The organism is Pseudoalteromonas sp. SR45-1, assembly GCF_014163655.1.
Taxonomy (GTDB): Bacteria; Pseudomonadota; Gammaproteobacteria; order Enterobacterales; family Alteromonadaceae; genus Pseudoalteromonas; species Pseudoalteromonas distincta.
In genome coordinates this window covers 66,145-90,780 of record NZ_JACJDR010000007.1, presented here as the reverse complement: position 1 = coordinate 90,780, position 24,636 = coordinate 66,145, and the positions used below count along the sequence as shown (strand labels likewise).

Annotated in this window: 23 protein-coding genes; 8 read left to right on the top strand and 15 right to left on the bottom strand. The window is 39.3% G+C overall.

Annotation, left to right across the window (positions count from 1 at the left end; all coding sequences use genetic code 11):
• The first annotated feature begins 100 nt into the window (after positions 1–100).
• Positions 101–313 carry a hypothetical protein gene (locus tag H5089_RS08975; protein WP_002957835.1) on the top strand — a complete coding sequence of 71 codons (213 nt, stop codon included), beginning with the start codon at positions 101–103 and terminating at the stop codon, positions 311–313.
• An 18-nt stretch (positions 314–331) separates the two neighbouring features.
• On the opposite strand, the gene H5089_RS08970 is transcribed toward H5089_RS08975, so the two are convergent.
• The 7 genes from H5089_RS08970 to H5089_RS08940 form a co-directional block, all read right to left on the bottom strand.
• Positions 332–1,258 carry a hydrogen peroxide-inducible genes activator gene (locus H5089_RS08970; RefSeq protein WP_002957836.1) on the bottom strand — a complete coding sequence of 309 codons (927 nt, stop codon included), beginning with the start codon at positions 1,256–1,258 and terminating at the stop codon, positions 332–334.
• 82 nt (positions 1,259–1,340) lie between these two features.
• On the bottom strand, positions 1,341–2,609 hold the full coding sequence (locus H5089_RS08965) for an inorganic phosphate transporter (protein ID WP_024597536.1): 1,269 nt from the start codon (positions 2,607–2,609) through the stop codon (positions 1,341–1,343).
• Between the two features lie 39 nt (positions 2,610–2,648).
• On the bottom strand, positions 2,649–3,326 hold the full coding sequence (locus H5089_RS08960) for a TIGR00153 family protein (RefSeq protein ID WP_002957838.1): 678 nt from the start codon (positions 3,324–3,326) through the stop codon (positions 2,649–2,651).
• 150 nt (positions 3,327–3,476) lie between these two features.
• Positions 3,477–4,178: a phosphate signaling complex protein PhoU gene (gene phoU / locus H5089_RS08955; protein WP_007586465.1), complete on the bottom strand. Its 702-nt coding sequence runs from the start codon at positions 4,176–4,178 to the stop codon at positions 3,477–3,479.
• Between the two features lie 46 nt (positions 4,179–4,224).
• A complete protein-coding gene (gene pstB, locus H5089_RS08950) occupies positions 4,225–5,052 on the bottom strand; it encodes a phosphate ABC transporter ATP-binding protein PstB (RefSeq protein ID WP_002957840.1) in 828 nt (275 codons plus the stop codon).
• 27 nt (positions 5,053–5,079) lie between these two features.
• Positions 5,080–6,729 carry a phosphate ABC transporter permease PstA gene (gene pstA, locus H5089_RS08945; RefSeq protein WP_002957841.1) on the bottom strand — a complete coding sequence of 550 codons (1,650 nt, stop codon included), beginning with the start codon at positions 6,727–6,729 and terminating at the stop codon, positions 5,080–5,082.
• A gap of 15 nt (positions 6,730–6,744) precedes the next feature.
• A complete protein-coding gene (locus tag H5089_RS08940) occupies positions 6,745–8,979 on the bottom strand; it encodes an ABC transporter permease subunit (protein ID WP_182712029.1) in 2,235 nt (744 codons plus the stop codon).
• Positions 8,980–9,359: 380 nt separating this feature from the next.
• Between H5089_RS08940 and H5089_RS08935 the strand changes: the two genes are divergently transcribed.
• Positions 9,360–9,866, top strand: coding sequence for a glycine cleavage system protein R (locus tag H5089_RS08935; protein ID WP_002957843.1), 507 nt, complete (start codon positions 9,360–9,362; stop codon positions 9,864–9,866).
• Between the two features lie 136 nt (positions 9,867–10,002).
• On the opposite strand, the gene H5089_RS08930 is transcribed toward H5089_RS08935, so the two are convergent.
• From H5089_RS08930 to H5089_RS08900, 7 genes are all read right to left on the bottom strand, one after another.
• Positions 10,003–10,458 (bottom strand): hypothetical protein, encoded by a 456-nt coding sequence (locus H5089_RS08930; RefSeq protein WP_002957844.1) that lies wholly within the window; start codon positions 10,456–10,458, stop codon positions 10,003–10,005.
• A 200-nt stretch (positions 10,459–10,658) separates the two neighbouring features.
• On the bottom strand, positions 10,659–13,778 hold the full coding sequence (locus H5089_RS08925; RefSeq protein ID WP_182712028.1) for an efflux RND transporter permease subunit: 3,120 nt from the start codon (positions 13,776–13,778) through the stop codon (positions 10,659–10,661).
• Positions 13,779–13,786: 8 nt separating this feature from the next.
• Positions 13,787–15,367, bottom strand: a complete 1,581-nt coding sequence (locus tag H5089_RS08920) for an efflux RND transporter periplasmic adaptor subunit (protein WP_182712027.1) — start codon at positions 15,365–15,367, stop codon at positions 13,787–13,789.
• Positions 15,357–16,733 carry a TolC family protein gene (locus tag H5089_RS08915; protein WP_024597388.1) on the bottom strand — a complete coding sequence of 459 codons (1,377 nt, stop codon included), beginning with the start codon at positions 16,731–16,733 and terminating at the stop codon, positions 15,357–15,359. Before H5089_RS08915 ends, H5089_RS08920 begins: the two co-directional genes overlap by 11 nt.
• A 257-nt stretch (positions 16,734–16,990) precedes the next feature.
• Complete coding sequence (locus H5089_RS08910) at positions 16,991–17,353, bottom strand: hypothetical protein (protein ID WP_259396069.1); 363 nt, start codon at positions 17,351–17,353, stop codon at positions 16,991–16,993.
• 94 nt (positions 17,354–17,447) lie between these two features.
• Positions 17,448–18,062, bottom strand: a complete 615-nt coding sequence (locus H5089_RS08905) for a paraquat-inducible protein A (protein ID WP_182712026.1) — start codon at positions 18,060–18,062, stop codon at positions 17,448–17,450.
• Positions 18,063–18,064: 2 nt separating this feature from the next.
• Positions 18,065–19,330 (bottom strand): EAL domain-containing protein, encoded by a 1,266-nt coding sequence (locus H5089_RS08900; protein ID WP_182694109.1) that lies wholly within the window; start codon positions 19,328–19,330, stop codon positions 18,065–18,067.
• Positions 19,331–19,479: 149 nt separating this feature from the next.
• Here H5089_RS08900 and H5089_RS08895 point away from each other — a divergent pair, with 149 nt between their 5' ends.
• The 3 genes from H5089_RS08895 (at position 19,480) to H5089_RS08885 (ending at position 21,814) form a co-directional block, all read left to right on the top strand.
• Entirely contained in the window at positions 19,480–20,229 is a 750-nt protein-coding gene (locus H5089_RS08895) for an ABC transporter substrate-binding protein (RefSeq protein ID WP_024595823.1), read from the top strand.
• A gap of 78 nt (positions 20,230–20,307) precedes the next feature.
• On the top strand, positions 20,308–20,874 hold the full coding sequence (locus tag H5089_RS08890) for a PhnA domain-containing protein (RefSeq protein ID WP_007586451.1): 567 nt from the start codon (positions 20,308–20,310) through the stop codon (positions 20,872–20,874).
• A gap of 121 nt (positions 20,875–20,995) precedes the next feature.
• Positions 20,996–21,814: an META domain-containing protein gene (locus tag H5089_RS08885; protein ID WP_182712025.1), complete on the top strand. Its 819-nt coding sequence runs from the start codon at positions 20,996–20,998 to the stop codon at positions 21,812–21,814.
• A gap of 107 nt (positions 21,815–21,921) precedes the next feature.
• On the opposite strand, the gene H5089_RS08880 is transcribed toward H5089_RS08885, so the two are convergent.
• Positions 21,922–22,761, bottom strand: a complete 840-nt coding sequence (locus tag H5089_RS08880; protein WP_182671457.1) for a 23S rRNA (adenine(2030)-N(6))-methyltransferase RlmJ — start codon at positions 22,759–22,761, stop codon at positions 21,922–21,924.
• Positions 22,762–22,999: 238 nt separating this feature from the next.
• Here H5089_RS08880 and zapB point away from each other — a divergent pair, with 238 nt between their 5' ends.
• From zapB to H5089_RS08865, 3 genes are all read left to right on the top strand, one after another.
• Positions 23,000–23,230 carry a cell division protein ZapB gene (gene zapB / locus H5089_RS08875; protein ID WP_002957855.1) on the top strand — a complete coding sequence of 77 codons (231 nt, stop codon included), beginning with the start codon at positions 23,000–23,002 and terminating at the stop codon, positions 23,228–23,230.
• Entirely contained in the window at positions 23,230–23,535 is a 306-nt protein-coding gene (locus H5089_RS08870; protein WP_002957856.1) for a cell division protein ZapA, read from the top strand. The genes zapB and H5089_RS08870 overlap by 1 nt, the downstream gene beginning before the upstream one ends.
• 63 nt (positions 23,536–23,598) lie before the next feature.
• Positions 23,599–24,612: an MBL fold metallo-hydrolase gene (locus H5089_RS08865; protein ID WP_182712024.1), complete on the top strand. Its 1,014-nt coding sequence runs from the start codon at positions 23,599–23,601 to the stop codon at positions 24,610–24,612.
• The last annotated feature ends 24 nt before the right edge of the window (positions 24,613–24,636 follow it).

Here is a 24,636-nt window from a genome sequence, read left to right as displayed (position 1 = left end):
TTATGTATTTCACTTTAAAAACATGACATTACCTTTTGGCGGCGTAGTACCGATATTTATAGTGGGTTTCAAAGCTATTTAAGCTTTTAAGGAAGAAGGTATGACACAACTAGTTATGTTATTACTGATTATACATTTTGCAATCGCGTATCAGTGTTACCGCTACGCGAATATTAAAGGCTACCCAGTTAAGGTATTTACTGTATTAGGCTGCGTGCCTTACTTTAACTTGGTGGTATGGATTTATTTATTATTTTTACCTGAACTTGAGCCTTTTGAAAGCCATCTTCAAAATCAAAAGCAGCCTTTGTAGGCTGCTTTAGTTCACTTATTATTCTGCTTTAGAAAAATCTAAACTACATTGACGCTTTAAAAACACCTCAAGCTGTTGACTAAATAGCCTAAAGTCTCGAATTCGGCCCGTAGTTTTACGCCACAAGATACCAATATCTCTATATGCATCACTTTGTGATGGTGTAGCCACCATATTTTTATTATCTAAAATACCCGCATTAATCGCCATCTGTGGTAAAAAAGTCACCCCGAGCTGATGCTCAACCATGCTTAATAGAGTATGTAAGCTTGCAGCTTCAAATGGGTTAATACAACTGGCACGGTTTAAGTGACATGCACTAAGCGCATGGCCCGTCATGCAGTGCTCGCGCTCTAATAAGAATACGCTAGCCTCTGGTAATAGATTAAAGTCGACTACGCCCTTTGCAGCGCTGTAATCCTTATGGTGCACTAAACTAAACTGATCTTTTGCCAATACTTGTGTATGAAATTTATCTGTTTCGTACGGCAGTGCAAGTAGCGCTAAATCAATATGCCCATGTTCAAGTTTATCCAGTAGCTTGTCACTCGTATCTTCAATTAATACCAGCTCTAAATCACAAAAGGTTTCTTTACAAAAATGATAAAGCGGAGCCGCTATAAAGCTTGCAATTGTAGGTATAACACCCACAGTCAGCTTACCACTTAGTGGTGTTAAAAAACTTTTTGTAAGCTCTTTTAAACTAATTGTATCGTTAATTATTTTACGAGAACGCTCAACAACTTCTTCACCAATACTGGTAAACATCAGGCTGCGATTTTCACGCTCAATTAGCTGACAGCCTAGTGTTTCTTCAAGATTTTGAATAGCGCTACTTAAAGTAGATTGTCCTATAAAGCAGGCACTAGCGGCTCTGCCAAAGTGCTGATGTTGATGAACAGCTAATAAATACTGTAGTTGTTTAATACTTGGAAGGTTAGTCATTTTTTCTTTCCACAAATAAAAAGACCCCAACACCTAGGGCATTGAGATCTTTTCAAGCTAAAAGTCTTTGAGTACTTTTTTATTAAACCCCAAATGCGGTTCTTAGTACGTAGAAAATAACAATAGCAAGGGCAGCGCCAACTGGCAATGTAATTACCCAAGAAACTACAATGTTTCTGATAACACCCATGTTAAGCGCGCCAATTCCACGTGCCATACCTACACCTAATACCGCACCCACTAGGGTTTGAGTAGTAGAGATTGGCATACCAGTACCTGAGGCAATAACAACGGTAGAAGCAGCAGCTAGTTCAGCAGCAAAACCACGGCTAGGTGTTAAATGTGTAATACCTTCACCGATTGTTTTGATTACTTTTTTGCCTAAAATAGCAAGACCAGCAACAATACCAAAACCACCTAGAGGTAGAATCCACCAAGCAATAGCTGCTTTTTTAGCAATTTCACCATTGTTTTCAACAATGTTTACAACAGCTGCTAGTGGACCAATTGCATTAGCAACGTCATTAGAACCATGTGCAAATGCCATACAACATGCTGTTAGTACCATAAGAACAGCAAATACTTTTTCAACATTGTTGAACTGCATTTGTTTATCTGCTTTTGGATCAATATTTAAGCGAGATATGGCAATTTTACCAATCACAGCAACAACTATTGCAACACCTACTGACAGTGCATAGCCTTCAGCTGAGCCTAGGTCTATACCAACGTGCTTTAAGCCCTTTTTAATTGTAACCAATGCCATGATAAAACCTGCTAAGCCCATATAAAGAGGGACATAACGTTTAGCATTTTTTAGTGGTGCATCTGTATTAAAAATAAGTTTTTGTGCACTCATGAATATTAAGTATGCAATAAAGCCTGATATGGCAGGTGTTATAATCCAACTACCTACAATACCACCTACTTTATCCCATTGAATCGCCTCAGTACCTACTGCAACTAACGCAAAACCAATGATTGCACCAATGATTGAGTGAGTTGTAGATACAGGCCAGCCTAAGAACGAGGCCATTAATAACCAAGCGCCGGCTGCAAATAAAGACGAAATCATACCCAGAACCATTAATTCCGGAATATCTGCAAATGGTGCTGCATCAATAATTCCTTTACGAATTGTTGATGTAACCTCACCACCTGCTAAATAGGCGCCTGCAAATTCAAAAATCATCGCTATAAAAATAGCTTGTTTGATTGTTAGCGCTTTTGAACCTACAGATGTACCCATGGCGTTCGCTACGTCGTTCGCGCCAATACCATAAGCCATAAAAAAGCCGACTGCTGCGGCAATTAAAATTAATACCGTGCCGTAAGATGCAATGATATCCATTGTAAAACCTTAATCTTTCGTGTTTGAACTGATTTTAAATTAACGAGCTAACATCAGCTCAAGACGTGATCCTACGCGCTCTGCAATATCTGCAAGCTCGCCAACCCATTCAATGATTTTATATAAAAACATCACATCAATTGGGTTTAACTCACCCTCTACATCACGTAGCTGGCGGCGTACTTTTATCTGCATTTCGTCCGTGTCTTGTTCTATGGCATCCAATTCAACTAACATTTTTTCTACTAAGGTGACTTCTCGACCTTTAAAACCCGTTTCTAGCAATTCTTCTAATTCGTTAATTGCTTTAGATGCTTGTTTAGTCGCATCTACACAACGGGTTAAGTAAGCTAAGAAATCAGCTTGCATCACTTTAGGAATGGTCATTTCACGACCAATCACTCGTCCTGCAATATCTTTTGCTTTATTGGCAATTTTATCTTGTTGAGTTACTAATTCGAGAAGATCTGTACGCTCTACCGGCATGAATAAACCACGTGGCAATTGTAAGCGTATATCTCTTTTCATATCATCAGCTTCACGTTCTAAATTGCGAATAGTGATGCGAAGCTCTTCAGCTTGTACCCACTCTTCTTTAAATACGTGATTAAAAAAAGGTATCAAAGCTTTACTTGCTTGATGAACCTTCTTGATGTGTTCTTCCATTGGTTTGATAGGAGATTTTGCAAATACTCCTAAAAACGCGTTTGTAGGCATAACTGACCCTTTAATCAAATTGATATGCTTTGCAGCATGAATTTTACAGTATTAACCAAGATTGTGAACGCTTTTTATTACTTCACTAAGGCTTGCAATGCACAAAGCGGCACTAAGCCGCTTTAATAAAAAAGAAAAATAGGTAAAAAATTATAGCGATTTTTCTATATCTTCTTGAGATGTATGACGAATATCTTTGCCATTTACAAAATAAATAATGTATTCCGCAATATTTTGACAACGATCCCCTATGCGCTCTAATGAACGAACAGACCAAACTAAGTCCATAATTTTAGGGATTGAGCGTGGATCTTCCATCATATAAGTCATTATTTGACGTGTGATAGCTTCATATTCACGGTCAACTTTTGCATCTTCTTTATGTACTTGAAATGCGCGCTGCACATCCATACGTGCAAATGCGTCTAGTACATCATGTAACATCTTTAGAACTTGGCGGCCCATATTCTCAATATTTACTAACAAGTCTTGTTGATCTTTAGTAAATGAGTCTAGTGCAACTTTAGCAATTCGCTCAGCTTCATCGCCAATACGTTCTAAATCTGCAATAGTTTTTGCAATTGCAATCACTAAACGTAAGTCACTTGCTGCAGGCTGACGACGAGCAATGATACGCGTACATTCTTCATCAATGCTGACTTCCATTGCATTTACTTTGTAATCGTTCTGACGTACCTTTTGAGCAAGCTCAGCATCGTTACGACTCACCGCATCAAGCGCGCTATTTAATTGCTGCTCAACTAAGCCACCCATACTCAATACATGGTTACGTACATTTTCTAGTTCTTGGTTAAAGCGCCCAGAAATATGCTTATTAATATTATGTTCCATAGTTACCTTCTCTCTTAATCTTGTACAACACGCTATAACGGGCTAATTAACCGTAACGACCGGTAATGTAATCTTCAGTCTTTTTCTTCGTTGGTGTAGTAAATAAGGTATTTGTGTCTGAGTATTCAATCAATTCGCCCATATACATAAAGGCTGTTTGATCAGATACACGCGCTGCTTGTTGCATGTTGTGTGTAACAATAACAACGGTAAATTTGTTTTTTAAATCGTTTATTAGCTCTTCGATTACCAAAGTAGAAATAGGGTCGAGTGCTGATGTTGGTTCATCAAGTAAAAGTACCTCAGGCTCAATTGCAATTGAGCGAGCTATAACTAAACGTTGTTGCTGACCACCCGATAAGCCAAACGCGCTATCGTGCAATCTATCTTTTACTTCATCCCACAAAGCAGCACCACGAAGTGATTGCTCTACTACTTCATCTAATTTACGTTTCTCTTTAATGCCTTGTAAGCGCAGGCCATAAACTACATTTTCATAAATTGATTTAGGAAATGGATTAGGGCGCTGAAACACCATGCCTACATTACGACGAAGTGCTGCTACATCTACGCTCTTATCGTAAATATTTTGACCATGGAGTAATATTTCACCTTCAATACGGCAAATATCAACCAAATCATTCATGCGATTAATACAACGCAGTAATGTTGATTTACCACACCCAGACGGCCCGATAAACGCAGTTACTTGGCCTTTAGGAATGTTCATATTTACTTTATTAAGCGCCTGCTTATCACCGTAGTAAAGATCGAGGTCTTTAATCTCTAGCGCTTTTTGATCATCCGTTAAATTTTCTAGGTCTAACTTTTGACCGATATTAGCTTGGTTTACTTGTGGAGCGACTGTAATCATTTTTGTTACCTATAAAATCTTTACTAATTAGTGTTCAAGCGATCTGAATTTTTCACGTAAATGGTTACGTATACCAATGGCTGTTATGTTTAGGGTAATAATCACCGACACCAATAAAAAGGCAGTGGCGTATACCAGCGGACGTGCCGCTTCAACATTAGGGCTTTGGAAGCCAACATCGTATATATGAAAGCCTAAGTGCATGAACTTTCTATCTAAGTGAAAATACGGGAAGTTACCATCAAGTGGTAATGTAGGGGCCATTTTCACAACGCCTACTAACATTAATGGTGCAACTTCACCTGCAGCACGCGCAACTGCCAGTATTAAACCAGTCATAATTGCAGGGCTTGCCATTGGAATAATTATGCGCCATAACGTTTCAACCTTTGTTGCGCCAAGCGCTAGTGAACCGTCACGTACGGTACTTGGAATACGAGATAAGCCTTCCTCAGTCGATACAATAACAACTGGCAAAGTTAATATAGCAAGCGTTAACGCCGACCACATTACACCTGGCGTACCAAATACTGGCGTTGGTGCCGCTTCAGGGTAAAATAATTGGTCTAAGCTACCACCTAACATGTATACAAAAAAGCCGAGGCCAAACACACCGTACACAATTGAAGGCACACCGGCCAAGTTAATCACCGCAATACGAATCATCTTAGTGACTGCATTTTTAGCGGCATACTCGTGTAAGTAAATTGCAGCAACAACACCAAACGGCGTCACTATTACAGCCATCAGCATAACCATAAACACAGTACCAAATATAGCAGGGAAAACACCGCCCTCTGTATTTGCTTCACGTGGGTCATCAGATACAAACTTACCTAGCTGCACAAAGTAGTGCCCTAGCTTTGCAAAAAAGCCCATATCATTTGGAAACCAAACATCAAGTACTTGATACATTGGAATCGTAACTACTTCACCGCGCATATCTTTTACAGTTACGTGGTCACGTTTAGCTTGTTTACGTAGTGCAAATAAATCTTTTTCAAGTACACCATACTGCGCACGTAATTCAGCACGCTCTTGAGCAAGCTCAGCAACACGTTCATCAGTGAGTGCGTTATCTAGTAAGTAGCCCTTTTCTTTTAAACGAAGACGCTCAAGCTCATAGTTAATATGCCCAATGTCACCATTTTGTAAATCAAGTGCTTCGTCGTTTAAATCCACGGCACGCTCTACAAGTTCATGTAGAGCTTCAATTTTATCGCCTTCGACTGGTTTACCATCTTTAATTACACTTTCAACATAACCATAAAAATTACCGTTTTTACTACGCTCAAATACAGCAAGCGTTGCAGGCGTTGTTTTATTTTTAATGTCGGTTTCTAATATCCAACGAAAGTCTAAATCTACATACTCACGATTACCTGTTTTAATAAGTAAGCGCTCTATTTCTTCTTTTTCAAATCCGCTAACGTCAATACCTGTCGCGGCTAAACGCGTTTTTGGTACTAATTCACGGTCATAAACTTCGCCAATAACGGTTTGTTTTGAAATTGACCCTTCAAGTTCAAACTGCACAACTTCTGAAGGCCAGAAAAAACTTAATCCTTTCCAGGCTATCATTGCTAATAAGCCTAGAACTGAAATTAAACTGATGCTCACTGCACCACCGGTCATCCAAATCCAAGGAGAACCAGACTTAAACCACTGCTTTACCATGTCATGTCTCTCCGCTTACATTGAGCTATATTTTTCACGCAGTTGCTGGCGAACAAACTCAGCGACTGTGTTAAAAATGAATGTGAATATGAATAGTACAAAGGCCGCTAAGAACAATATTCTGTAATGCGAACTACCTACTTCTGACTCAGGCATTTCAACTGCAATATTTGCTGCAAGCGTACGCATACCTTGGAAGATGCTCCAATCCATAATAGGTGTATTACCCGTTGCCATAAGTACAATCATGGTTTCGCCAACGGCGCGGCCAAGTCCCATCATTACCGCAGAGAAAATACCAGGGCTTGCTGTTAGTAATACAACACGTATTAGTGTTTGCCACTGCGTTGCACCTAATGCTAATGAGCCATTTGATAAATGCTTTGGAACACTAAATACGGCGTCTTCTGCAATTGAGAATATAGTTGGAATAACTGCAAACCCCATCGCAATACCTACAACCAGCGAGTTACGTTGATCGAATGTCATACCTAGCTCATTTGTTAAGTACTGACGTACATTGCCGTCAAACATCCAAAGCTCAACAAATTCACTCATCGCAAACGAAAACCAGCCAATAAGTAAAACGACCGGAATAAGGATAATTGAATGAGATCCTTCAGGAATTCGATGACGAATTTTGGTTGGTAATTTAGTCCAAGCTAAACCTGTCGCTAACATACCTAAAGGTAATAATATGAGTAACCCAACAATTGCAGGTAAGTGCTCTTCTATCAATGGAGCTAACCAAAGACCGGCTAAAAAACCTAAAATAACGGTGGGTAATGCTTCCATTATTTCAACAGTAGGCTTAACTACCTTACGTAATTTGCTCGACATAAAGTATGCCGTGTAAATTGCCGCCGAAAGCGCAATAGGCACTGCAAATAACATCGCGTAAAGGGCTGCTTTTAATGTACCAAACGAAATTGGCACTAATGAAAACTTAGATTCAAAGTCATCACTGGCTGATGTTGACTGCCATATATAACCTGGCTCTGGGTAACCTTCGTACCATACTTCTTGCCAAAGCGCTGACCAAGTAACTTCTGGATGCTCGTTATGTATTTCTAATACTGTTAGTTTGTTATCCGCCAAAATTAATGCAGCATTTGAACGCGGTGAAATTGCAAAGTTTTGTATTGCGCCTTCACTTACTTTACCTTGCCATAATTTTGCTTCGCTTGTTGTGTAGTACACCCCAAGCTCACCGTTACTGCTGGTCGTAAAAAAAGTACGACGGTAGAACTCTGTAAATACATTTAATTTACTTTGCTTAGTCGTTTCAAATGAACGTATTTTTTCATATTCGCGGCCAGTGTCAGTGTTAACTTCAAACCACTGCGAAACTTCGCCGTTATCATTGGCAAGCATTAATGAGTTTGCACCTGCTAGTAATTGTGCAGATACAATATTGGCATTTTCTTCGTTAGCTGAAAGTAGCTGAATTTGCTCTACATCACTTGGGTCACGTGTATCGTATACGTAAACTTGATTAGCAGAACGTACAAAAGTACGGGTTGTATCTGGCGACATTAATAGCTCATCTACACGCCCTTCAACATCTAGCTCTGTGCGCTCAACAACCCACTCAACTTCGCCAGTAAACATATTCTCTTCAGCAACAAAACTGCTAAACAGCACCCGTTTGTCTTCTGTAAGTGCGACAACAGCTGTTCTGTCTTCATAGTGGCTAAATGCAAAGCGTTTAATAGCTGAGCCTTGTTCATCTACTTCCAAAGCCATTTCCCCAAGAGGAAAGTCTAAACGAGGCGTTAATTTACGCTCATTATTAGGAAAGGTGACCAAAAATTTAGGTGCTACGACCATTACAGTGCCATCTTTTAAACCAAACGCATAATACCCTTGAAAAGGCGCGCTAGTTGCAAAGCTTGTTGCATCACTTGGTAGCTCGGCGTTTAATGTTTTAAGCTTTTTACCAAAGCTGCCATCTTGCACACTGTAAAAATCAACCTGACCTTGCTGACTGAGTAAATAAGCAACTTCAGTTTGCTCTTCTACACCTAGGCCTGCTATTTGCTGCGAATTAGCGACCTGAAAGCTATCGCGTTTTTCTACTTTTGCTGATTCAAAAATTGGCTGTACTACATAAAGAAGGTAAAAGAATATTAATAGCAGTGCTACCAATACCATTATCCCACCTGCGGTTATACCAAATTTGGCAAACCGATCTTTAAATAGACGGCTTCGATCCGTATTAAAAGACGGTTTATTCGGATTTGAAGTCATCAAAACACCCTTAAATCTTAACGTTCTATAAATTATATTTCATCAAGATGACAGTAATGTTACAGCAGTAATAATAAGCACGTTAAAACGGTTTTAAATAAAACTAGCGAAGAAAATCGCTAAATAAGTCTCATATAGATGATTTTTAAGTGAACTAAATTATAAAATAATTGGACAAAGCATTTATCGAGGTCAATACTAAAAGAGTACTTACTAAATAAGAATGACTATTAATACCGCGTATAGTCAACACAACCACATTCAATTTTATTATTTTAAAATCAACGATTTATAAAAGTGCAACAATACACAATTTAGATTAGACAATACACTTAATGCCTATGCATTTACTTTCTTTGGGCTTAAAAAGAGAATTATTTATGAAGCAGTTGGTTATAACTATTCTAGGGCAAGATCGCCCTGGTTTAGTAGAGAGTATCTCATCCGTCGTGTTACAAAATCATGGCAACTGGCTAAGCAGTAACTTAAGCCATTTATTAGGTCATTTTGCAGGTATTATTCAACTTGAAGTTGCTGAGGAGCACTTTCAATCACTACAAAGCGCTTTAAATAAGTTACCTAAGTTAGACGTTCGAATTGAAACCGGAAACACAGAAATTGAACCATCAACATTAGAACAAATCAATCTGGTTATAACAGGTAACGATCGCCCAGGTATTGTTCAAGAGTTGGCGAGTGTAATACGCCACAAAGGCGCTAACATTACTCATTTAAATTCAAGGCAGCAAAGTGCGCCTAATTGGGGGGTGCCTATTTTTAGCGCTGTTGCTACCGTTACTTTACCCAATGGTATGAATAAAGATGAAGTCATTGAAGCATTGGAATCAATAACAAGTGATTTAATTGTAGATACAGAAGAAGTTTGATCTCCCTAGGTGCGTGCCACACGTTGACACGCATATTATTCTAGCCAGTCTATCAAAGCCCTCTGCGGGTTATTTAACGCAGACATAAAATAAGCCGATGCAAGCATCGGCTATTTTAAATGGTTATCTTATAAAGCTACATATCCATATGACGATTCGTACTTTGCATCATTTGCTTTATACCTTGCTTTTCCAGCTCTAGTATTTGTTGCAGCTTTTCTTGGCCACTTTGAGTTTCAGCGCGCTCAAGTAAGTATTCGTATAATTCAATTACCTTTTGATGCTGCTCTGATAAGTAAGCTTGAATAACTTTCTCATCAAATTGCTGGTCTTTACTAATGTCTTCGAAAGTAATTAGCTCAGGATTTTTAGCAAAGTATTCATAACAGTACGTATCGAGCGTATTTATTTCGGTTATCGCTTTAAACCCGACTAAATCTTCAGCGAGTTTTTTTTCGTAATTTAGGTAGTAGTCCACCAGCATTGCATTATGTTCATCGAGTAAATCCTTTACGCTATGAAAATTAGCCGCCATTTGCGTATGAAACAAAACGGTCCAATCGTATACCTCTTTAATTGTTTTAACTTGCATGTGCATTCCTTACTTAGTTGACTGTATAGGTACTACACTGCGTAAAGCGTGCCAATTAAAAAACCATTTAAAAACAGAAGGTTAATTTCAAAATGGATATTAGTTAGCAATTTAATAGAATAACTTACAAATTATAGGTAATTTTTATAGAGCAATGCGTGGGTAGTAACCGCACTGCTCTATCGTCTTGTTGCTTTATATTATTTAAGTCCTTGTTTGCGCCACAGTAGGTAAACCGCAGGAATAACAAGTAAGGTGAGTACAATTGCACTGCCCATACCGCCAACCATAGGTGCAGCTATTCGACTCATTACTTCGCTTCCGGTGCCTGTGCCATACAGCACTGGTAGCAAGCCAATAATAATTGTCGCGACAGTCATCATAACCGGGCGTACTCGAAGCCCTGCACCTTCAATAATAGCTTGCTGTAATTGCACTAAACTAAGTGGCTTACCTGCCTGCTCTGCTTCGATGCATTTTTCTTGATAGGCCTGGTTTAAATACACCAACATAATGACCCCAATTTCTACCGCTACCCCAGCTAAGGCAATAAAGCCCACACCTACTGCAACTGAAAAGTTAAAGCCCTCTAAATACATTAGCCATACGCCACCAATCATTGCCAGTGGCAACGTGGCCATAATAATAGTGACCTCAGCAAAGCTTCTAAAATTAAGGTAAAGCAATACAATAATAATCGCTAATGTAAGTGGTAATACATAAGTCAGTTTGTCTTTAGCGCGCTGCATGTATTCATACTGCCCAGCCCACGTAATTGAGTAGCCAGCAGGTAGTATTAGGTCTTTATCGAGCACTTGCTGAGCGTGCTCAACGTAAGTACCAATATCAACGCCATCTATATCAATAAAACTCCAACCGTTTAAACGTGCATTTTCGCTTTTTATACCAGGCGGTCCATCTTCAATAAATACATCAGCTACATCACCAAGTGCTATACGCTGCCCTGTAGGCGTTACAATAGGTAACAACATTAGCTCTTCTGGCGAGTCTCTGTATGCTTGCGGGTAACGCAAATTAACTGGGTAGCGCTCTTGCCCTTCTACGGTTTGAGTTACGTTTGTACCACCAATTGCAGTAGATACAACTTGCTGTATGTCGCTAATATTTAAGCTATAACGCGCCGCTTTTTCTCGGTTTATATCTACTTTTATATAACGCCCACCGGCTACTCGCTCTGAGTAAACCGATGCAGTGCCTTGCACATCTTTTAAAAGCACTTCTATTTGTTGACCAATTTTTTGAATTTCACTCAACTTTGGTCCCGCAACTTTAATGCCCACGGGAGTTTTAATACCGGTTGCGAGCATATCAATACGTGTTTTAATTGGCATTACCCACGCATTCGTCAGCCCCGGAAACTTAACCAAACCGTCGAGTTCTTTTTTAAGCTTTTCAAGGGTCATACCCTCGCGCCATTCGTCTTTTGGTTTTAGCTGAATAAACGTCTCTATCATTGTAAGCGGCGCAGGATCTGTTGCAGTTTCTGCTCGCCCAACTTTACCAAATACCGTTTTAACTTCGGGTACTGTGGCAATTAACTTGTCGGTTTGCTGTAGTATTTCGCGCGCTTTACCTACCGATAAACCTGGATACGTTGTGGGCATATACATTAAGTCGCCCTCATCGAGTGGCGGAATAAATTCACTGCCTATTTTGTTTACCGGGTAAAAGCCAATAACAGAAACAACCACCGCGAGTACCAATGTCATTTTTGGAAATTTAAGCACCCAGTTAAGTAATGGCCGATACGCTGCAACAAGTAATCGGTTAACTGGATTTTTTTGCTCCGAAATAACTTTACCTCTAATAAAGTAACCCATTAATACCGGCACTAAGGTAATCGCAAGCCCAGCAGACGCTGCCATAGCATACGTTTTAGTGTAAGCCAGTGGCGCAAACATACGCCCTTCTTGCGCTTCTAAAATAAATACCGGCATAAAGCTGACGGTAATAATTAATAAACTAAAAAATAATGCAGGACCTACTTCACTCGCCGATTTAGCCACAACTTCCCAACGGTTTTCCTTGGTAAGGGGCGTTTTTTCCATATGCTTATGCATATTTTCAATCATAACGATAGCGCCGTCGGTCATTGCGCCTATCGCTATTGCAATTCCTCCTAAAGACATAATGTTGGCGTTAATCCCCTGCCAATACATAATTATAAATGCCGTTAAAATCCCAAGCGGTAACGTAATAATCGCCACCAGCGATGAGCGCACATGAAACAAAAACACCACACACACTAAAGCAACTACAATAAGCTCTTCAATTAGCTTACTTGTTAGATTATCTACCGCGTTATTTATTAAGTTAGAGCGATCGTACACAGGGACTATTTCAACGCCCTCTGGTAATCCCTTTTTAAGCGATTCTAATTTCGCTTTTACGAGCTCAATGGTTTTTTGTGCATTTTCGCCATAGCGCATAATAACAATGCCGCCGGTTACTTCGCCTTCGCCATTTAGCTCTGCAATACCACGGCGCATTTGCGGTCCGACCCGAATATCAGCTACATCACGTAATTGCAGCGCAGTACCGTTGGCGTTTACACCAAGCGGAATAGCTTCCAAGTCGGCAACACTCTTAATGTAGCCGGTGCTTGTTACCATGTATTCAGCTTCAGCCATTTCAACTACCGAGGCGCCCATCTCTTGGTTGCCTTGTTGAATAGCTGTTTGAATAAGGCTTAGCGGAATACCATAAGCCCGTAATTTATCGGGCTCTACATTGACTTGGTATTGCTTAACCATGCCACCAACAGCAGCCACTTCAGATACACCGGGCACAGTTTGTAGCTCAAACTTTAAAAACCAATCTTGTAAGCTTCGTAGCTGACTAATATCGTGTTTATTTGTTTTATCAATTAGTGCGTATAAGTAAATCCAACCTACGCCTGTTGCATCAGGGCCAAGCTCTGGCGTAGCGCTATCGGGCAATCGGTTTGCTGCTTGGCTTAGGTATTCTTGTACTCGGCTACGCGCCCAATACAAATCAGTTTTTTCATCAAAAATAACGTAAACGTACGAGTCACCAAAAAACGAAAAACCCCTTACAGTTTGTGCACCCGGCACAGAAAGCATTGCAGTGGTGAGCGGAAATGTAACTTGGTCTTGCACTACTTGCGGCGCTTGCCCCGGATAAGTAGTTTTTATAATGACCTGAACATCAGATAAGTCAGGCAAGGCATCCACGGGCGTATTTTTTAGTGCAAACAACCCTCCACCTAGTAAAATTAATGTAAGCAACAACACAAAAAAGCGATTGCCAACAGACCAGCGAATAATGGCAGTTATCATAATGGCTCCTAGTGAGAACTGTGTTGCATAGGTTGCATAGGTTGCATAGGTTGCATAGTAGAATTATCAATCGGCTCTGCGTTTTGCGCTTTAGTAATTACAAATTCATCATTAATAATGCTAAAAGTAAAATTAATATACTGGGCATTTTCAAACTTGGTAATATCAATATCTGGCGCTAATACAAAGTCCATTGTGGCGGGTTCTCGATTCCATTTTTCAATGGCTTCTCGGCTAATATTAATAATGCGATTTTGTTTATCTATGGCATTAATAGTGCCGTTAACCGTGGCGCTTTGTGGCTGCATATCCATGTTCATATTAGAGCCTGAACCAGAATCCGAGCTCATACCTGAGCTAATGCTAGAACTAGGCATTTCCATTCGTTTAAAGTCGGAGCTTTTACTTGACTCAGAATCTATTAAAAATTGCGCTGAAGTCACTACCGTGTCACCTGTCATTACACCTGACAAAATGACCGCTTCATTACTATTAATTTGCCCAACTTCGACTTCTACCGATTTAAAACGACCCTCACCTAATGCAATAACCACACGGTTTTGATGCTGCGTGCGAATTACCGCTTCTTTAGGGACTGTAAATTGCGCTTTACTCGCCTTAGCGTGAATGCTCACTTGTGCAAACATATTTGGTTTTAACCGATGATCTGCATTTTCAAACCTGAGTCTTACACGCAGCGTTCGGTTTTTAGCATCAAGCGCGGGGTAAATGTAATCAACCTTACCTTCCCACTTTTGACCTTTTAAGTAATCAAGCGTCATTGTAACGGGCAAGCCCACGCTCACTTGTTCTGATTGGCGTTCAAACACTTCTGCCTCTACCCAAATTTCATCAAGCTGAGCAATACTCATCATTGATGTGCCTGGTTTAACGTAAAAGCCTTCTCGTACTGTTAGCTCATCTACCACACCACTTTGCTTTGCGTAAAAAGTAATATTTTGCATTATCTTTTTATTTTTTTGTAAGCGCTCGATAAATCCATCAGACACATTTAACGACTCTAAACGTGCCTTTGCTGCGCGAATTAACACGGTATTATCACGATTAACCGCCAGTAAAAATTCTTCCTGTGCATTCACCAATTGTGGGGAATACAAAGTATATAAAGGCTCACCGGCTTTAACTTGTGCACCTTGCGCTTTAACATATAAACTTTCAATCCAGCCCTCTACACGCGGATGAATGTGAATAAGTTGGTCTTGGTTATATTGCACATAACCCACAGTATTTATATCGCTGTGAAGTGTTTTAAGCTCTACTTTGGCAGTTCTTACACCCAAGTTATTGATGACTGCAGGCGAAATAGTTACTGCACCTGGTCCATCCTGAGCGTTGCTATCGTTTTCATATACAGGGACTAAATCCATTCCCATTGGCGACAGTCCTGGCGCGTCACGCCTGTAATTACTATCCATAGGGGCTACCCAATATAAGGGCTGTTTTTCAGCACTTTGCTGTTCATTCATTGCCGAGCTGCTAGGTAAAAACTGCATCACTAAGGCGCCAATTAACGCAAATGCGCCCGCACCGACTAAGGCAGCAACAAGTAACTTTAAATTAGTATTCATTATGTAATTCTCCAGTTTTATCGCTCATTACTTGGGGGTCTAAGCTACTTGCATAATAATTAAGGCGAGCGGTAATAATATGCTGATCTACTTGAATATTAAGCGCGTCTATTTTGGCGTTAAGTTCACCAATGCGCGCGCGCATCACGTCAGAAAAATCCCCGTCGTCGCGTGTATAAGCATTTAGTGTTGCCTGAGATTGCTCTGACATTTGCGGTAATAACGTATTTTGATAAAGCGCATCGCGTTTTTGCAAACGAGCGAGTTGGCTAAACTCCTTAAAGTACATGCCTTTGAGTTTTTGAAGCGCCACCAGCTTTTGTGTTTTAGTAGCTTCTGCACTAGCAATAGCCGATTTAACCTGTTGATCTTGTCTGTTATCAGTAAACAATGGCAAATCAATGCTAAATCCTACTGAAAGTAAATCAGCTCGCGACTCCCCCATAGGCGTTTCATCTCGGTAACCATAACCCACATTAACGCCCATTTGAGGTTTGTAACTTTGCTTGGCGAGTGCAACTTCGGTTTGCTTTGCGGTGACGGTTTTTTCTATCGCAATAATTGCGGGATGCGCCATAAGCAACTGTATTAATTTATCAAATTCAAGGTTTGCAAAATCAACCAGCCCTGTGGTTTTAGTAAATTCGGCATTTAAAGGCTGCATAAGCATATTCATAGGTAACCACTGTGCTAAACGGTTTTTAGCACTTTCAAATTGCTGCTCAAGCATAACCAACTTATCTTCAAGGCGAGTGAGTTCTAATTGCGCACGAATAATATCTTGCTGGCGTGTTTTACCTAAGGTACTTGCGTAGCTTGCTTCGGTAACTTCAATAAGCTGAGTAAATAGCCCTTTATCTTGCTCAATTAAAGCAATACTTCGCTGAGCACGATACGCGTTTAACCACGACTCAATCACAATTGCTTTTACTTGTGCTAAGCGATCGGCGCGCTGCCAAGAATATTGTTGAGCAGACTGAGCTAATGCCTTTTGTTTAAGTGCTAAACTATTCCCTCGGCTAAACTTTTGGCTCAAATCGACTTTAAGCTGCGTCATCCCTTCTTGATCAAATGCATAACCGTTAGTAGGCAAGTTAAGTAAGCCAACCGTTAAAACAGGATCGGGTAAGGTGCCTGCGGCAATACTTTGCGCTATTGTGGCATCTTCTTGGTAGCCACTCGCTTTTAGCCATGGCTCATGCGTTAGTGCATAATTAAGCGCTTGCGTTAAGCTAAGCGTTTGCTCATTGCGGGCTTGCTTTAGCGTATCGATATTTAGGTTATTTGAATTGTTTTGCGCATTAACAACTGTGCTAAATAACACAACACTACATAATACGGCTTTAATACTTACAGCGTGGTTCATCACCTGCTCCATCTAAAAATAAAAGAAATTCTTAAATTAAGAAGCAAAAAAGGTGTTTAGGAGTTTTACAAAAACCTTTTATATCAATTGCATTGAATTAATGATCTATTATTGCGGTAGGAAAATTGCTCTATAACAAGGAAAAAATTACGCAGTATAGTTGCTTTATATAAGTAATTTTTAACGCAGTTAGAGAGGTATTTAGTTCCTAGAATGAGCATGTTTTCAATAAAATTGATATTACACCTATCCTGCTATTAAGCAGACATAGGAGGGCGGTAGAGTGAACGAGGTATATTAATTTGTGTAGTAAATACACTTATATTTACTTTTTCAGATTCAAGTAAAGTAACGCTAAATAAAGTATCAACACTAAGCATTGAATTAGCAGCGCAGCCACTGACAGGGCATTTGCAATCATTTTGTGGCGTACTTTCGTCGTCGCAACAATCCATCTGCATCATATTTTCAGACATGCTAGCAACAGCTGTTGCATCACTACTGTGTGTCATTGGCATTTGGGCATGCATTGCTGTTTTCGTTGGCAAATGTGGCATTTCGCATACCATAGCTACAGACGCAACTGCCTGACCCACAAAAGTGAGCAGTAAAGTTATCATGAGTAAACTAGAGTAAAAACGTTGCAACATTATGCCTTTTAATAAATTTTAAAATGATTGTAAGATAACCTAACGGCAACCACAAATACTTTAATTATGTAGACTGCGGTTTATCAGGTGTTTTAATTAAGTTACTCGCGATAATTGCAAATATACAATATGCGCTAAAATACCAAAAACCCTCACCAAATTGTGCTTTCATAACAAGTAGCTCACCACTTTTACCATGAGCGTTACCTGCTAGGTAAGTCACTATTAATGCAATAACAAATACATCAACCATGCTCCACTTACTTAATGCACAAATAACCAGACCGAGCTTTTGCTTCAACCCATTCAAAGGTAGGCAACAATAAAGCAATTGTAATAGCAGCTTCAAGCTTGGAATAACAATAGAAAACAACCCCACTAAAGCAGCTACAAATAAATTATTATTGCTAGAAAGCTCTTGAACTGTGCCTAAAATACTTTGTGTTTTGTTATAGGCGCTAATCTCGCCCTCTAACTTATCAAGCCCTAGCATATTCGAGAACATCATTAGCATGCTACGAGCCCGACCATCACCCTCTTCAGCAAGCATTTCAATGCCCGCTTGCGCTAATTTTGATTTATCTATGTTGCCCTCTATTGTTAATACTGGTTTTGTAATACCAGGAAACAATAAACAAAGAGCAACCACTACACTTATAACCGACAACCAATTACGCATATTTATTCTGCTATTGCCTCAATAATGTCATCACTGTATAAAACAGCATCCAATAAAAAATTAAATATATCGCCAATATGCAGCTCTGAGTTTATGTTGGCCAAATGGACCATAGCTTCATCTATATTATCTAATTCAAACTCTTTTATAAGCGATAAACAGTTCCCTAAGATGCCGCTCTCTAATAGTAACGCATCAGATATTGCAGCATCTAAAGTAAACTCTTTAACTATATCTTTTAATTCAGCATCTAAAATAGCATCAAGCACCGAGAACAAACCCACCAGATACCCTTGCTCGGTCAACTCTTTATTATTTTGCTCCAATATTAGCGACATAAATTGAGCCCGCGTTAAAGCAAGCTTAGTTAATTCGGTTGGTTTTTCGACCCCTAACTCACTAATTGCTAATACGCGAACAAATTGTCTTATTGTGTCCTCACCTAAATAAATAACCGCTTGTGAAATAGACGTAATGACTAAATTTGCTTTGCCTGAACGCGCGTTAGCTAGCTTTAAAACCCTCGCTGTTATGGCGACATCTCTGGCCACTCGTTGATGAACTTCTTTAAAGCAAAGTGTTTCTTTTGCTGTAAAACGCAATAGATCAAAAACGGTTAGCTTAGAAGGCTCTACACCTTTATACGTAATCATTTCTGGGCGAGAAAAAAAGAACCCTTGAAATAAATCGCAGCCAGCCAATTTTAATACATTAAATTGTTCATGCGTCTCTATTCGTTCAACAATTATTTTTGCATGTGGATTTGCGCGTTTTATTTTTTTAATGCGCATATTGGTTTTAATAACCGGATCATCTATCTCAATTTTTATGTAATCAACATGTGCTAACAGTGGCTCCCATTTTGGATCGCCATCGTAATCATCAAGTGCAAAAACATAGCCTTCTTTTTTAAGTTCTTGCACACGCTCAGCCACCGCAGGAATATTACCCGTGCGCTCCACTATTTCAATAACACTATTTTCTGGCAATAAAAGTTTGGGGAAGTTATCGAGAATAGTTTCTGATGACAAGTTTATAAAAGCTAAATGATGTGCGGTAAGTCTATCTAAACCAACCAACATTAAAGCATTAAAAAATAGGCGGCTTGTCGCATGGACATCAGAAGTGCCTACAGGAAACGCATTATTGGCTGAGTCTCTATAAAGCAATTCGTACGAGAAAACATTCTGGTCTATATCAAAAATAGGTTGCCGCGCAACAAACTGAGTTATTTTTTGTACTTCATCAGGTATGTTATGTAATTTCACTTGGCTCTAAACCTATAAATAAAAGATGGCAAAACAGCCAATAATATGTGTACTTTAATGCAACACGCATAAGATAAATATAGTCGTCATTGCAAAAACGTTAAAATTACACAACACTAATATAAAATATTAATATAAAAGGTAGAGATTTGACTAACTTTATTCGGTTATTAGTACTGAGCCCTCTGCTATTTGTATTTTTTAGCTATGCCAGCATTAATCCTACTCCCCTCAAATATAATGTCAGCGCGTCAGGGAGTCATTATCCATATTATACAAATGATCCAGAAAAGCCTGGCATATTACCCGAAATTATTGAAAAAGTACTCGATGATGCCAATATTGCAGCTTCTCATATCGACCTACCTACAAAGCGTATTACCAAATATTTACAAGATGAAATAATCGATTTTGATGTTATTTCATTAGAATGGCTCTCAAAGAGTGAGAGAAATGACCCTCGTTATGTTTTTTCAGAGCCGCTTATTTATGCCACAGAAATGATTGTTACCTTGCCTAAAAATGCCCAGCATTGGCAAAGCGCTGATAGCTTGAAGGGTAAAAATATAGGAACGGTACTAGGTTACTATTACTTTAATGACAACACCTTTGAGCGTGTTGACTTTCCATCCGAAAAAGAACTTATGACAGCTCTATCAAGAAACCGTGTAGAAGCTGCACTAGTAGGTAAGTTAACTGCGCTCTATTGGGCAAAGCAGTTAGGGATAAACATTGCCTTTGGCGCACAGCATTCCCATGGTTTTTTAAGAATTCGCTTATTGAGCAAACACAAAGAATTATTGCCCCAGATAAACCTAGCAATTAAAAACCTTCACGCTCAAGGATATATAAAAACTATTGAAGATAAGTATATGAGTAATATACCCACACAAAATTAAGGGACTAATGGCGCAGAGCTCGTGTTTTGGAGTACAATAGCAGCAAATGTTAACTCGACCAGAATCAGAAAGAGCCCCATGAGTATTGAAAAAGCCTTAATCGAACGTAGTAATAATCAATGTGAATTGTGTGCAGCCACCGAGAACTTATCTGTTTATGAAGTACCACCGGTAACTGAAACCCACTCAGATAAATGTATTTACACGTGTCAAACATGTAAAGATCAAATCGAGAATAACAGCGAAATAACGCCTACACATTGGCACTGTTTAAACGATAGCATGTGGAGCCAAACGCCTGCAGTACAAGTTGTAGCTTACAGAATGCTTTCGCGTTTAGCGCCTGATAATGGCTGGGCACAAGATGCGCTAGACATGATTTACCTTGAAGAAGACACGCTAACGTGGGCTAAAAAAGCACTTGCTGAAGATGACGATTTAAAGCATGTAGATAGCAACGGTGTAGTACTTCAAGCAGGCGATACTGTTACCCTAATTAAAGACTTAGACGTTAAAGGTAGTAGCCTTACAGCTAAACGCGGAACAGCTGTTCGTAATATTGGCCTAACCAGCAACCCTGAACATATTGAAGGGCGAGTTGACGGCCAGCGCATAGTTATTTTAACTAAGTTTGTTAAAAAATAATCGTTTGTTTTTAATTATTAAAGGCGCTAATGCGCCTTTTTTTATGTTTAAAATAAGTTAAGGAATGATTAAGTCACTAGGTAATACACTAGGGGGATAATATTGAGTAAGGATAACAAACATGGAAAAGTATCAAGCAGTATATTCACGTAAAAAAGCACTTACAGGACTTAGTTTATTAGCACTAAGCGCTTTTGCTATAACCGGTTGTGATCAACAAACAAAGCCGACTGAAAATACAGAGCAAGCAAAATCAATATCGACTCTAACTACCCAAGTTAGCTACAAAGATCGCAGTATGCTTCGCCCCGGTTCACAGTTAATAGTTACGCTTTCGGATGTATCTAAAATGGATGTAAAAGCAGATATAATAACCCAAGAAGTGATTGATATTACCCAAGCCCCACCATTTACTGTAGAGCTAACTTATGATGCCAGTAAAGTTAACGATAAACACCGCTATAGCCTAAGCGCCAGAATCATAAATAAAGACAAAGTACTTTACACAAGTACCACAAATAACGACCCATTTAGAGAGTTACAGCTAACTGGCCCTTATAAAATTGAGCTTTCAAAAGTATCCGTTGAAAAGCCAGACGTAACGCTTACAAACACGTACTGGAAAGCAATAACAATCAATGCTCAAACAGTAAATGTTACAACTAAAGAGCCGTTTATTCAGTTCGATAAAGACTACCGTGTTAATGGCTTTTTAGGCTGTAATAATTTTAGCGGAAGTTATAGCACTGAGCAGCACACAATTACACTTAGTCAGTTAGCGAGTACAAAAAAGATGTGTTCGGAGAATATGGACCAAGAGGCAGCTATGTCTAACGTACTTAACAATACTTCAAAGTGGGAAATTACAGGCGAGTCACTAAAACTTAAAAACAACAGCGGTAATACGCTTGCTACTTTTAACGCAGTTTATTTTAATTAATATTTAGCTCCCTAATATATGTGTTACCTAACACATTCGTATTGATTTTAAATAAAATGCCCAGCAAAACTGGGCATTTTATCATTCATTGTAAGCACTATTTAAAGCTACTCATCAACGAGTTGTTCACTTCTGTAAAAACCACTTGGCTCACTCAACAAATCAACAAGTTCAGGCATTATTGCATCCATTGTTTGCTTTAGCTTCCATGGAGGGTTAATCACAATCATGCCAGATGCTGTCATGCCGTGTACGTCAGTGTCCGCTTCAGTGCCTAATTCAAATAGCTGAATGTTGCGCATTCCTGAATCAATTAAGCCCTGCTCCATATTATCAATGCGCTCTCTGTCTACTACCGGATACCAAATCATATAAGTACCTGTAGCAAAACGCTGATGAGCTTTAACTAAGGTTTTTACAACCGTTTCGTAGTCATCTTTAATTTCGTACGGAGGGTCAATTAACACACACGCTCTGCGAGATGCTGGTGGTAATAATCCTACTAAGCCGGTAAAGCCATCTTCTCCGCGCACACGAATGGAGCGCTTACCTTGCATATTTTCTTCAAGTAATAATAAATCGCGCGGGTGCAGTTCAAAAAACCAACCCTTATCTTGGCGGCGCAAGTAATGCTCTGCAATTTTTGGTGAACCCGGATAAAATGCAAGTTCGTCAGTGTCGTTAAATGACTTAATTAATTCAATGTACTCATTAAGCTCAGCATGTTCACTTTTATGTTGCCAAAGTTTTTCAATACCATCTTGATACTCTTGCGTTTTTTGCGCATCAGCAGCTGCCAGTTCAAAAAAGCCAGCACCTGAATGCGTGTCTATATAATCAAGCGGTTTATCTTTAATTGTTTGGTAATTTAGTACTTGTGCCAGTACTAAATGTTTAAGTACATCGGCAGGATTACCCGCATGAAATGAGTGTCTGTAACTAAGCATTATTTATTTTCGCCATACGCAATTTAATATCGTAAGTGAACCATAAGCACTAGGCTTTGGCAACTCACACCAAGATAAGAGAGTGTTAAAGTGAACCATTTCTGAATGAAAAAGCTCATATGCTGAATTATCCCTTAACGCAGAAGAAAAATCAGCTAAAACCACCGTAAATGCTGGCAAATCAACACACTTTGCTTTACATTTGCATGACATTAATTACAGTTATATGAGCGCCTTTATGAACAACACTACTCTTCAACAACTCGAACAACTGATCGATTCTCTAATCGAACGTAATAATCAATTACAAACAGATGTTGCTACTTTAAAAGAACAGAACACTAAACTAAGCGATGAAAACGAATTACTACAGCTTGAAGCTTTAGAAAATGAAGAAAAGCAAAAAGATGCCAGCACTACTTTATCTGGTCTTCTTGATAAATTACAAAGCGCACAACAGGCTAGCTAATGTCTGAGCTGCAAAACCAGCGGGTCACTGTTGAGTTGCTAGGTAAAGAGCAGCAATTTGCTTGCCCCGAAGGGCAGGAAGATGCATTAATAGCAGCAGCTAAAAATCTAAATGACTTAGTTGAGCAAATGAAACAACGCTCAACCGTTAGAAACGATCAAAAAGCCCTACTAATGGCAGCATTAAACTTAAGCCACGAATTGCTAGAAGCAAAAACACAGGCTACAGTTGAACAACAGCATCAAGACCAATTGATTGATAAACTCAGTCAGCATTTGGCAAATGACCCCAAACACCAAAAATAAAAAGCGCATACTGCGCTTTTTGTTTATTATTAAAGTAATTAAACCTCAGCGTAGAGATAATAAATGAAGTTAAAACTTTCAAACATAACCTCTTCATGTAAGCACTTACTATTGTCATGCACTTTACTATCAATAGCACCTAGCACCTACGCTGCCGTTATTTGGAATACAATAAACCCTCATATTCAGTTTTTAAAGCAACAAGACAAGCTTCGCTTTTACGACTCTAACCAAGTATTAATTGAAGGCGAAAAATGTGCCCTACTGGTTGATACGAGTGCCAATTTTGCTGCAGTTGAACAACTTGCTGAAGATTTAAAAAAACGCCTTAAAACACCTTTATGCTATTTGGTTGCCACGCATTACCATGACGATCACTTGCTCGGTATGGCGGTTATGCAAAATTTTTATCCTGATGCCAAGCTCGTTGTTCATCAGCAAGTAAATAAAAATTTTAGCCTTTACCAAACAGCATATACCGACAAACTAGACACCTATGAAAAGAGCATTGAGCTGAGCTACCAACGATTAGCGAATGTACCCAAAGAAGAGCAATCTAAATGGCGTGATAAGTTAAAGCTTGCAAAAAAGCGACTTTTTCGCTGGCAGGAGTATCAGCTTAGCAAACCCGAAATAGTCATTAATAGTCGTAAAATTATCGACCTTGGTGGTTTTGAGGTAACGCTTGAGCCGCAGCAAGCCCATACTAACGGTGATTTAACTATTACTACTAATAATGGCAGTGTGCTGATTGGTGGCGATATCGTTGACTGGCTTCCTTACCCTGGACACGGTGAACTTAAAAGTTGGCAAACGTTGCTTAAGCAATATATTAACGACGAAAAGCTCACTATTATTATACCTGGCCACGGCGGCACATTAACAAAAGAGCAGCTGAAACAGCCACTATCATTTTTAACAGCCATAACAGAGCACGTTAAAAACAATAAAGATCAAAGTATTGAGCAGTTAATGCTATCGTTTCCTGAATCAGTTATTGAGCCTTATAAACAAGAAGCGCTTAATATAAAATCGAGCAACTTCTTTTTACAAGCTGGCCTAAATCGCGCAAAATAACTCAACACAACGGATTGTGTTAAA

Excerpts from the sequence above, each read along its gene's own strand:
- H5089_RS08975 (WP_002957835.1), top strand. The coding sequence starts at position 101 with ATGACACAACTAGTTATGTTATTACTGATTATACATTTTGCAATCGCG.
- H5089_RS08970 (WP_002957836.1), bottom strand. The coding sequence starts at position 1,258 with ATGACTAACCTTCCAAGTATTAAACAACTACAGTATTTATTAGCTGTT.
- H5089_RS08965 (WP_024597536.1), bottom strand. The coding sequence starts at position 2,609 with ATGGATATCATTGCATCTTACGGCACGGTATTAATTTTAATTGCCGCA.
- H5089_RS08960 (WP_002957838.1), bottom strand. The coding sequence starts at position 3,326 with ATGCCTACAAACGCGTTTTTAGGAGTATTTGCAAAATCTCCTATCAAA.
- phoU (WP_007586465.1), bottom strand. The coding sequence starts at position 4,178 with ATGGAACATAATATTAATAAGCATATTTCTGGGCGCTTTAACCAAGAA.
- pstB (WP_002957840.1), bottom strand. The coding sequence starts at position 5,052 with ATGATTACAGTCGCTCCACAAGTAAACCAAGCTAATATCGGTCAAAAG.
- pstA (WP_002957841.1), bottom strand. The coding sequence starts at position 6,729 with ATGGTAAAGCAGTGGTTTAAGTCTGGTTCTCCTTGGATTTGGATGACC.
- H5089_RS08940 (WP_182712029.1), bottom strand. The coding sequence starts at position 8,979 with ATGACTTCAAATCCGAATAAACCGTCTTTTAATACGGATCGAAGCCGT.
- H5089_RS08935 (WP_002957843.1), top strand. The coding sequence starts at position 9,360 with ATGAAGCAGTTGGTTATAACTATTCTAGGGCAAGATCGCCCTGGTTTA.
- H5089_RS08930 (WP_002957844.1), bottom strand. The coding sequence starts at position 10,458 with ATGCAAGTTAAAACAATTAAAGAGGTATACGATTGGACCGTTTTGTTT.
- H5089_RS08925 (WP_182712028.1), bottom strand. The coding sequence starts at position 13,778 with ATGATAACTGCCATTATTCGCTGGTCTGTTGGCAATCGCTTTTTTGTG.
- H5089_RS08920 (WP_182712027.1), bottom strand. The coding sequence starts at position 15,367 with ATGAATACTAATTTAAAGTTACTTGTTGCTGCCTTAGTCGGTGCGGGC.
- H5089_RS08915 (WP_024597388.1), bottom strand. The coding sequence starts at position 16,733 with ATGAACCACGCTGTAAGTATTAAAGCCGTATTATGTAGTGTTGTGTTA.
- H5089_RS08910 (WP_259396069.1), bottom strand. The coding sequence starts at position 17,353 with ATGATAACTTTACTGCTCACTTTTGTGGGTCAGGCAGTTGCGTCTGTA.
- H5089_RS08905 (WP_182712026.1), bottom strand. The coding sequence starts at position 18,062 with ATGCGTAATTGGTTGTCGGTTATAAGTGTAGTGGTTGCTCTTTGTTTA.
- H5089_RS08890 (WP_007586451.1), top strand. The coding sequence starts at position 20,308 with ATGAGTATTGAAAAAGCCTTAATCGAACGTAGTAATAATCAATGTGAA.
- H5089_RS08885 (WP_182712025.1), top strand. The coding sequence starts at position 20,996 with ATGGAAAAGTATCAAGCAGTATATTCACGTAAAAAAGCACTTACAGGA.
- H5089_RS08880 (WP_182671457.1), bottom strand. The coding sequence starts at position 22,761 with ATGCTTAGTTACAGACACTCATTTCATGCGGGTAATCCTGCCGATGTA.
- zapB (WP_002957855.1), top strand. The coding sequence starts at position 23,000 with ATGAACAACACTACTCTTCAACAACTCGAACAACTGATCGATTCTCTA.
- H5089_RS08870 (WP_002957856.1), top strand. The coding sequence starts at position 23,230 with ATGTCTGAGCTGCAAAACCAGCGGGTCACTGTTGAGTTGCTAGGTAAA.
- H5089_RS08865 (WP_182712024.1), top strand. The coding sequence starts at position 23,599 with ATGAAGTTAAAACTTTCAAACATAACCTCTTCATGTAAGCACTTACTA.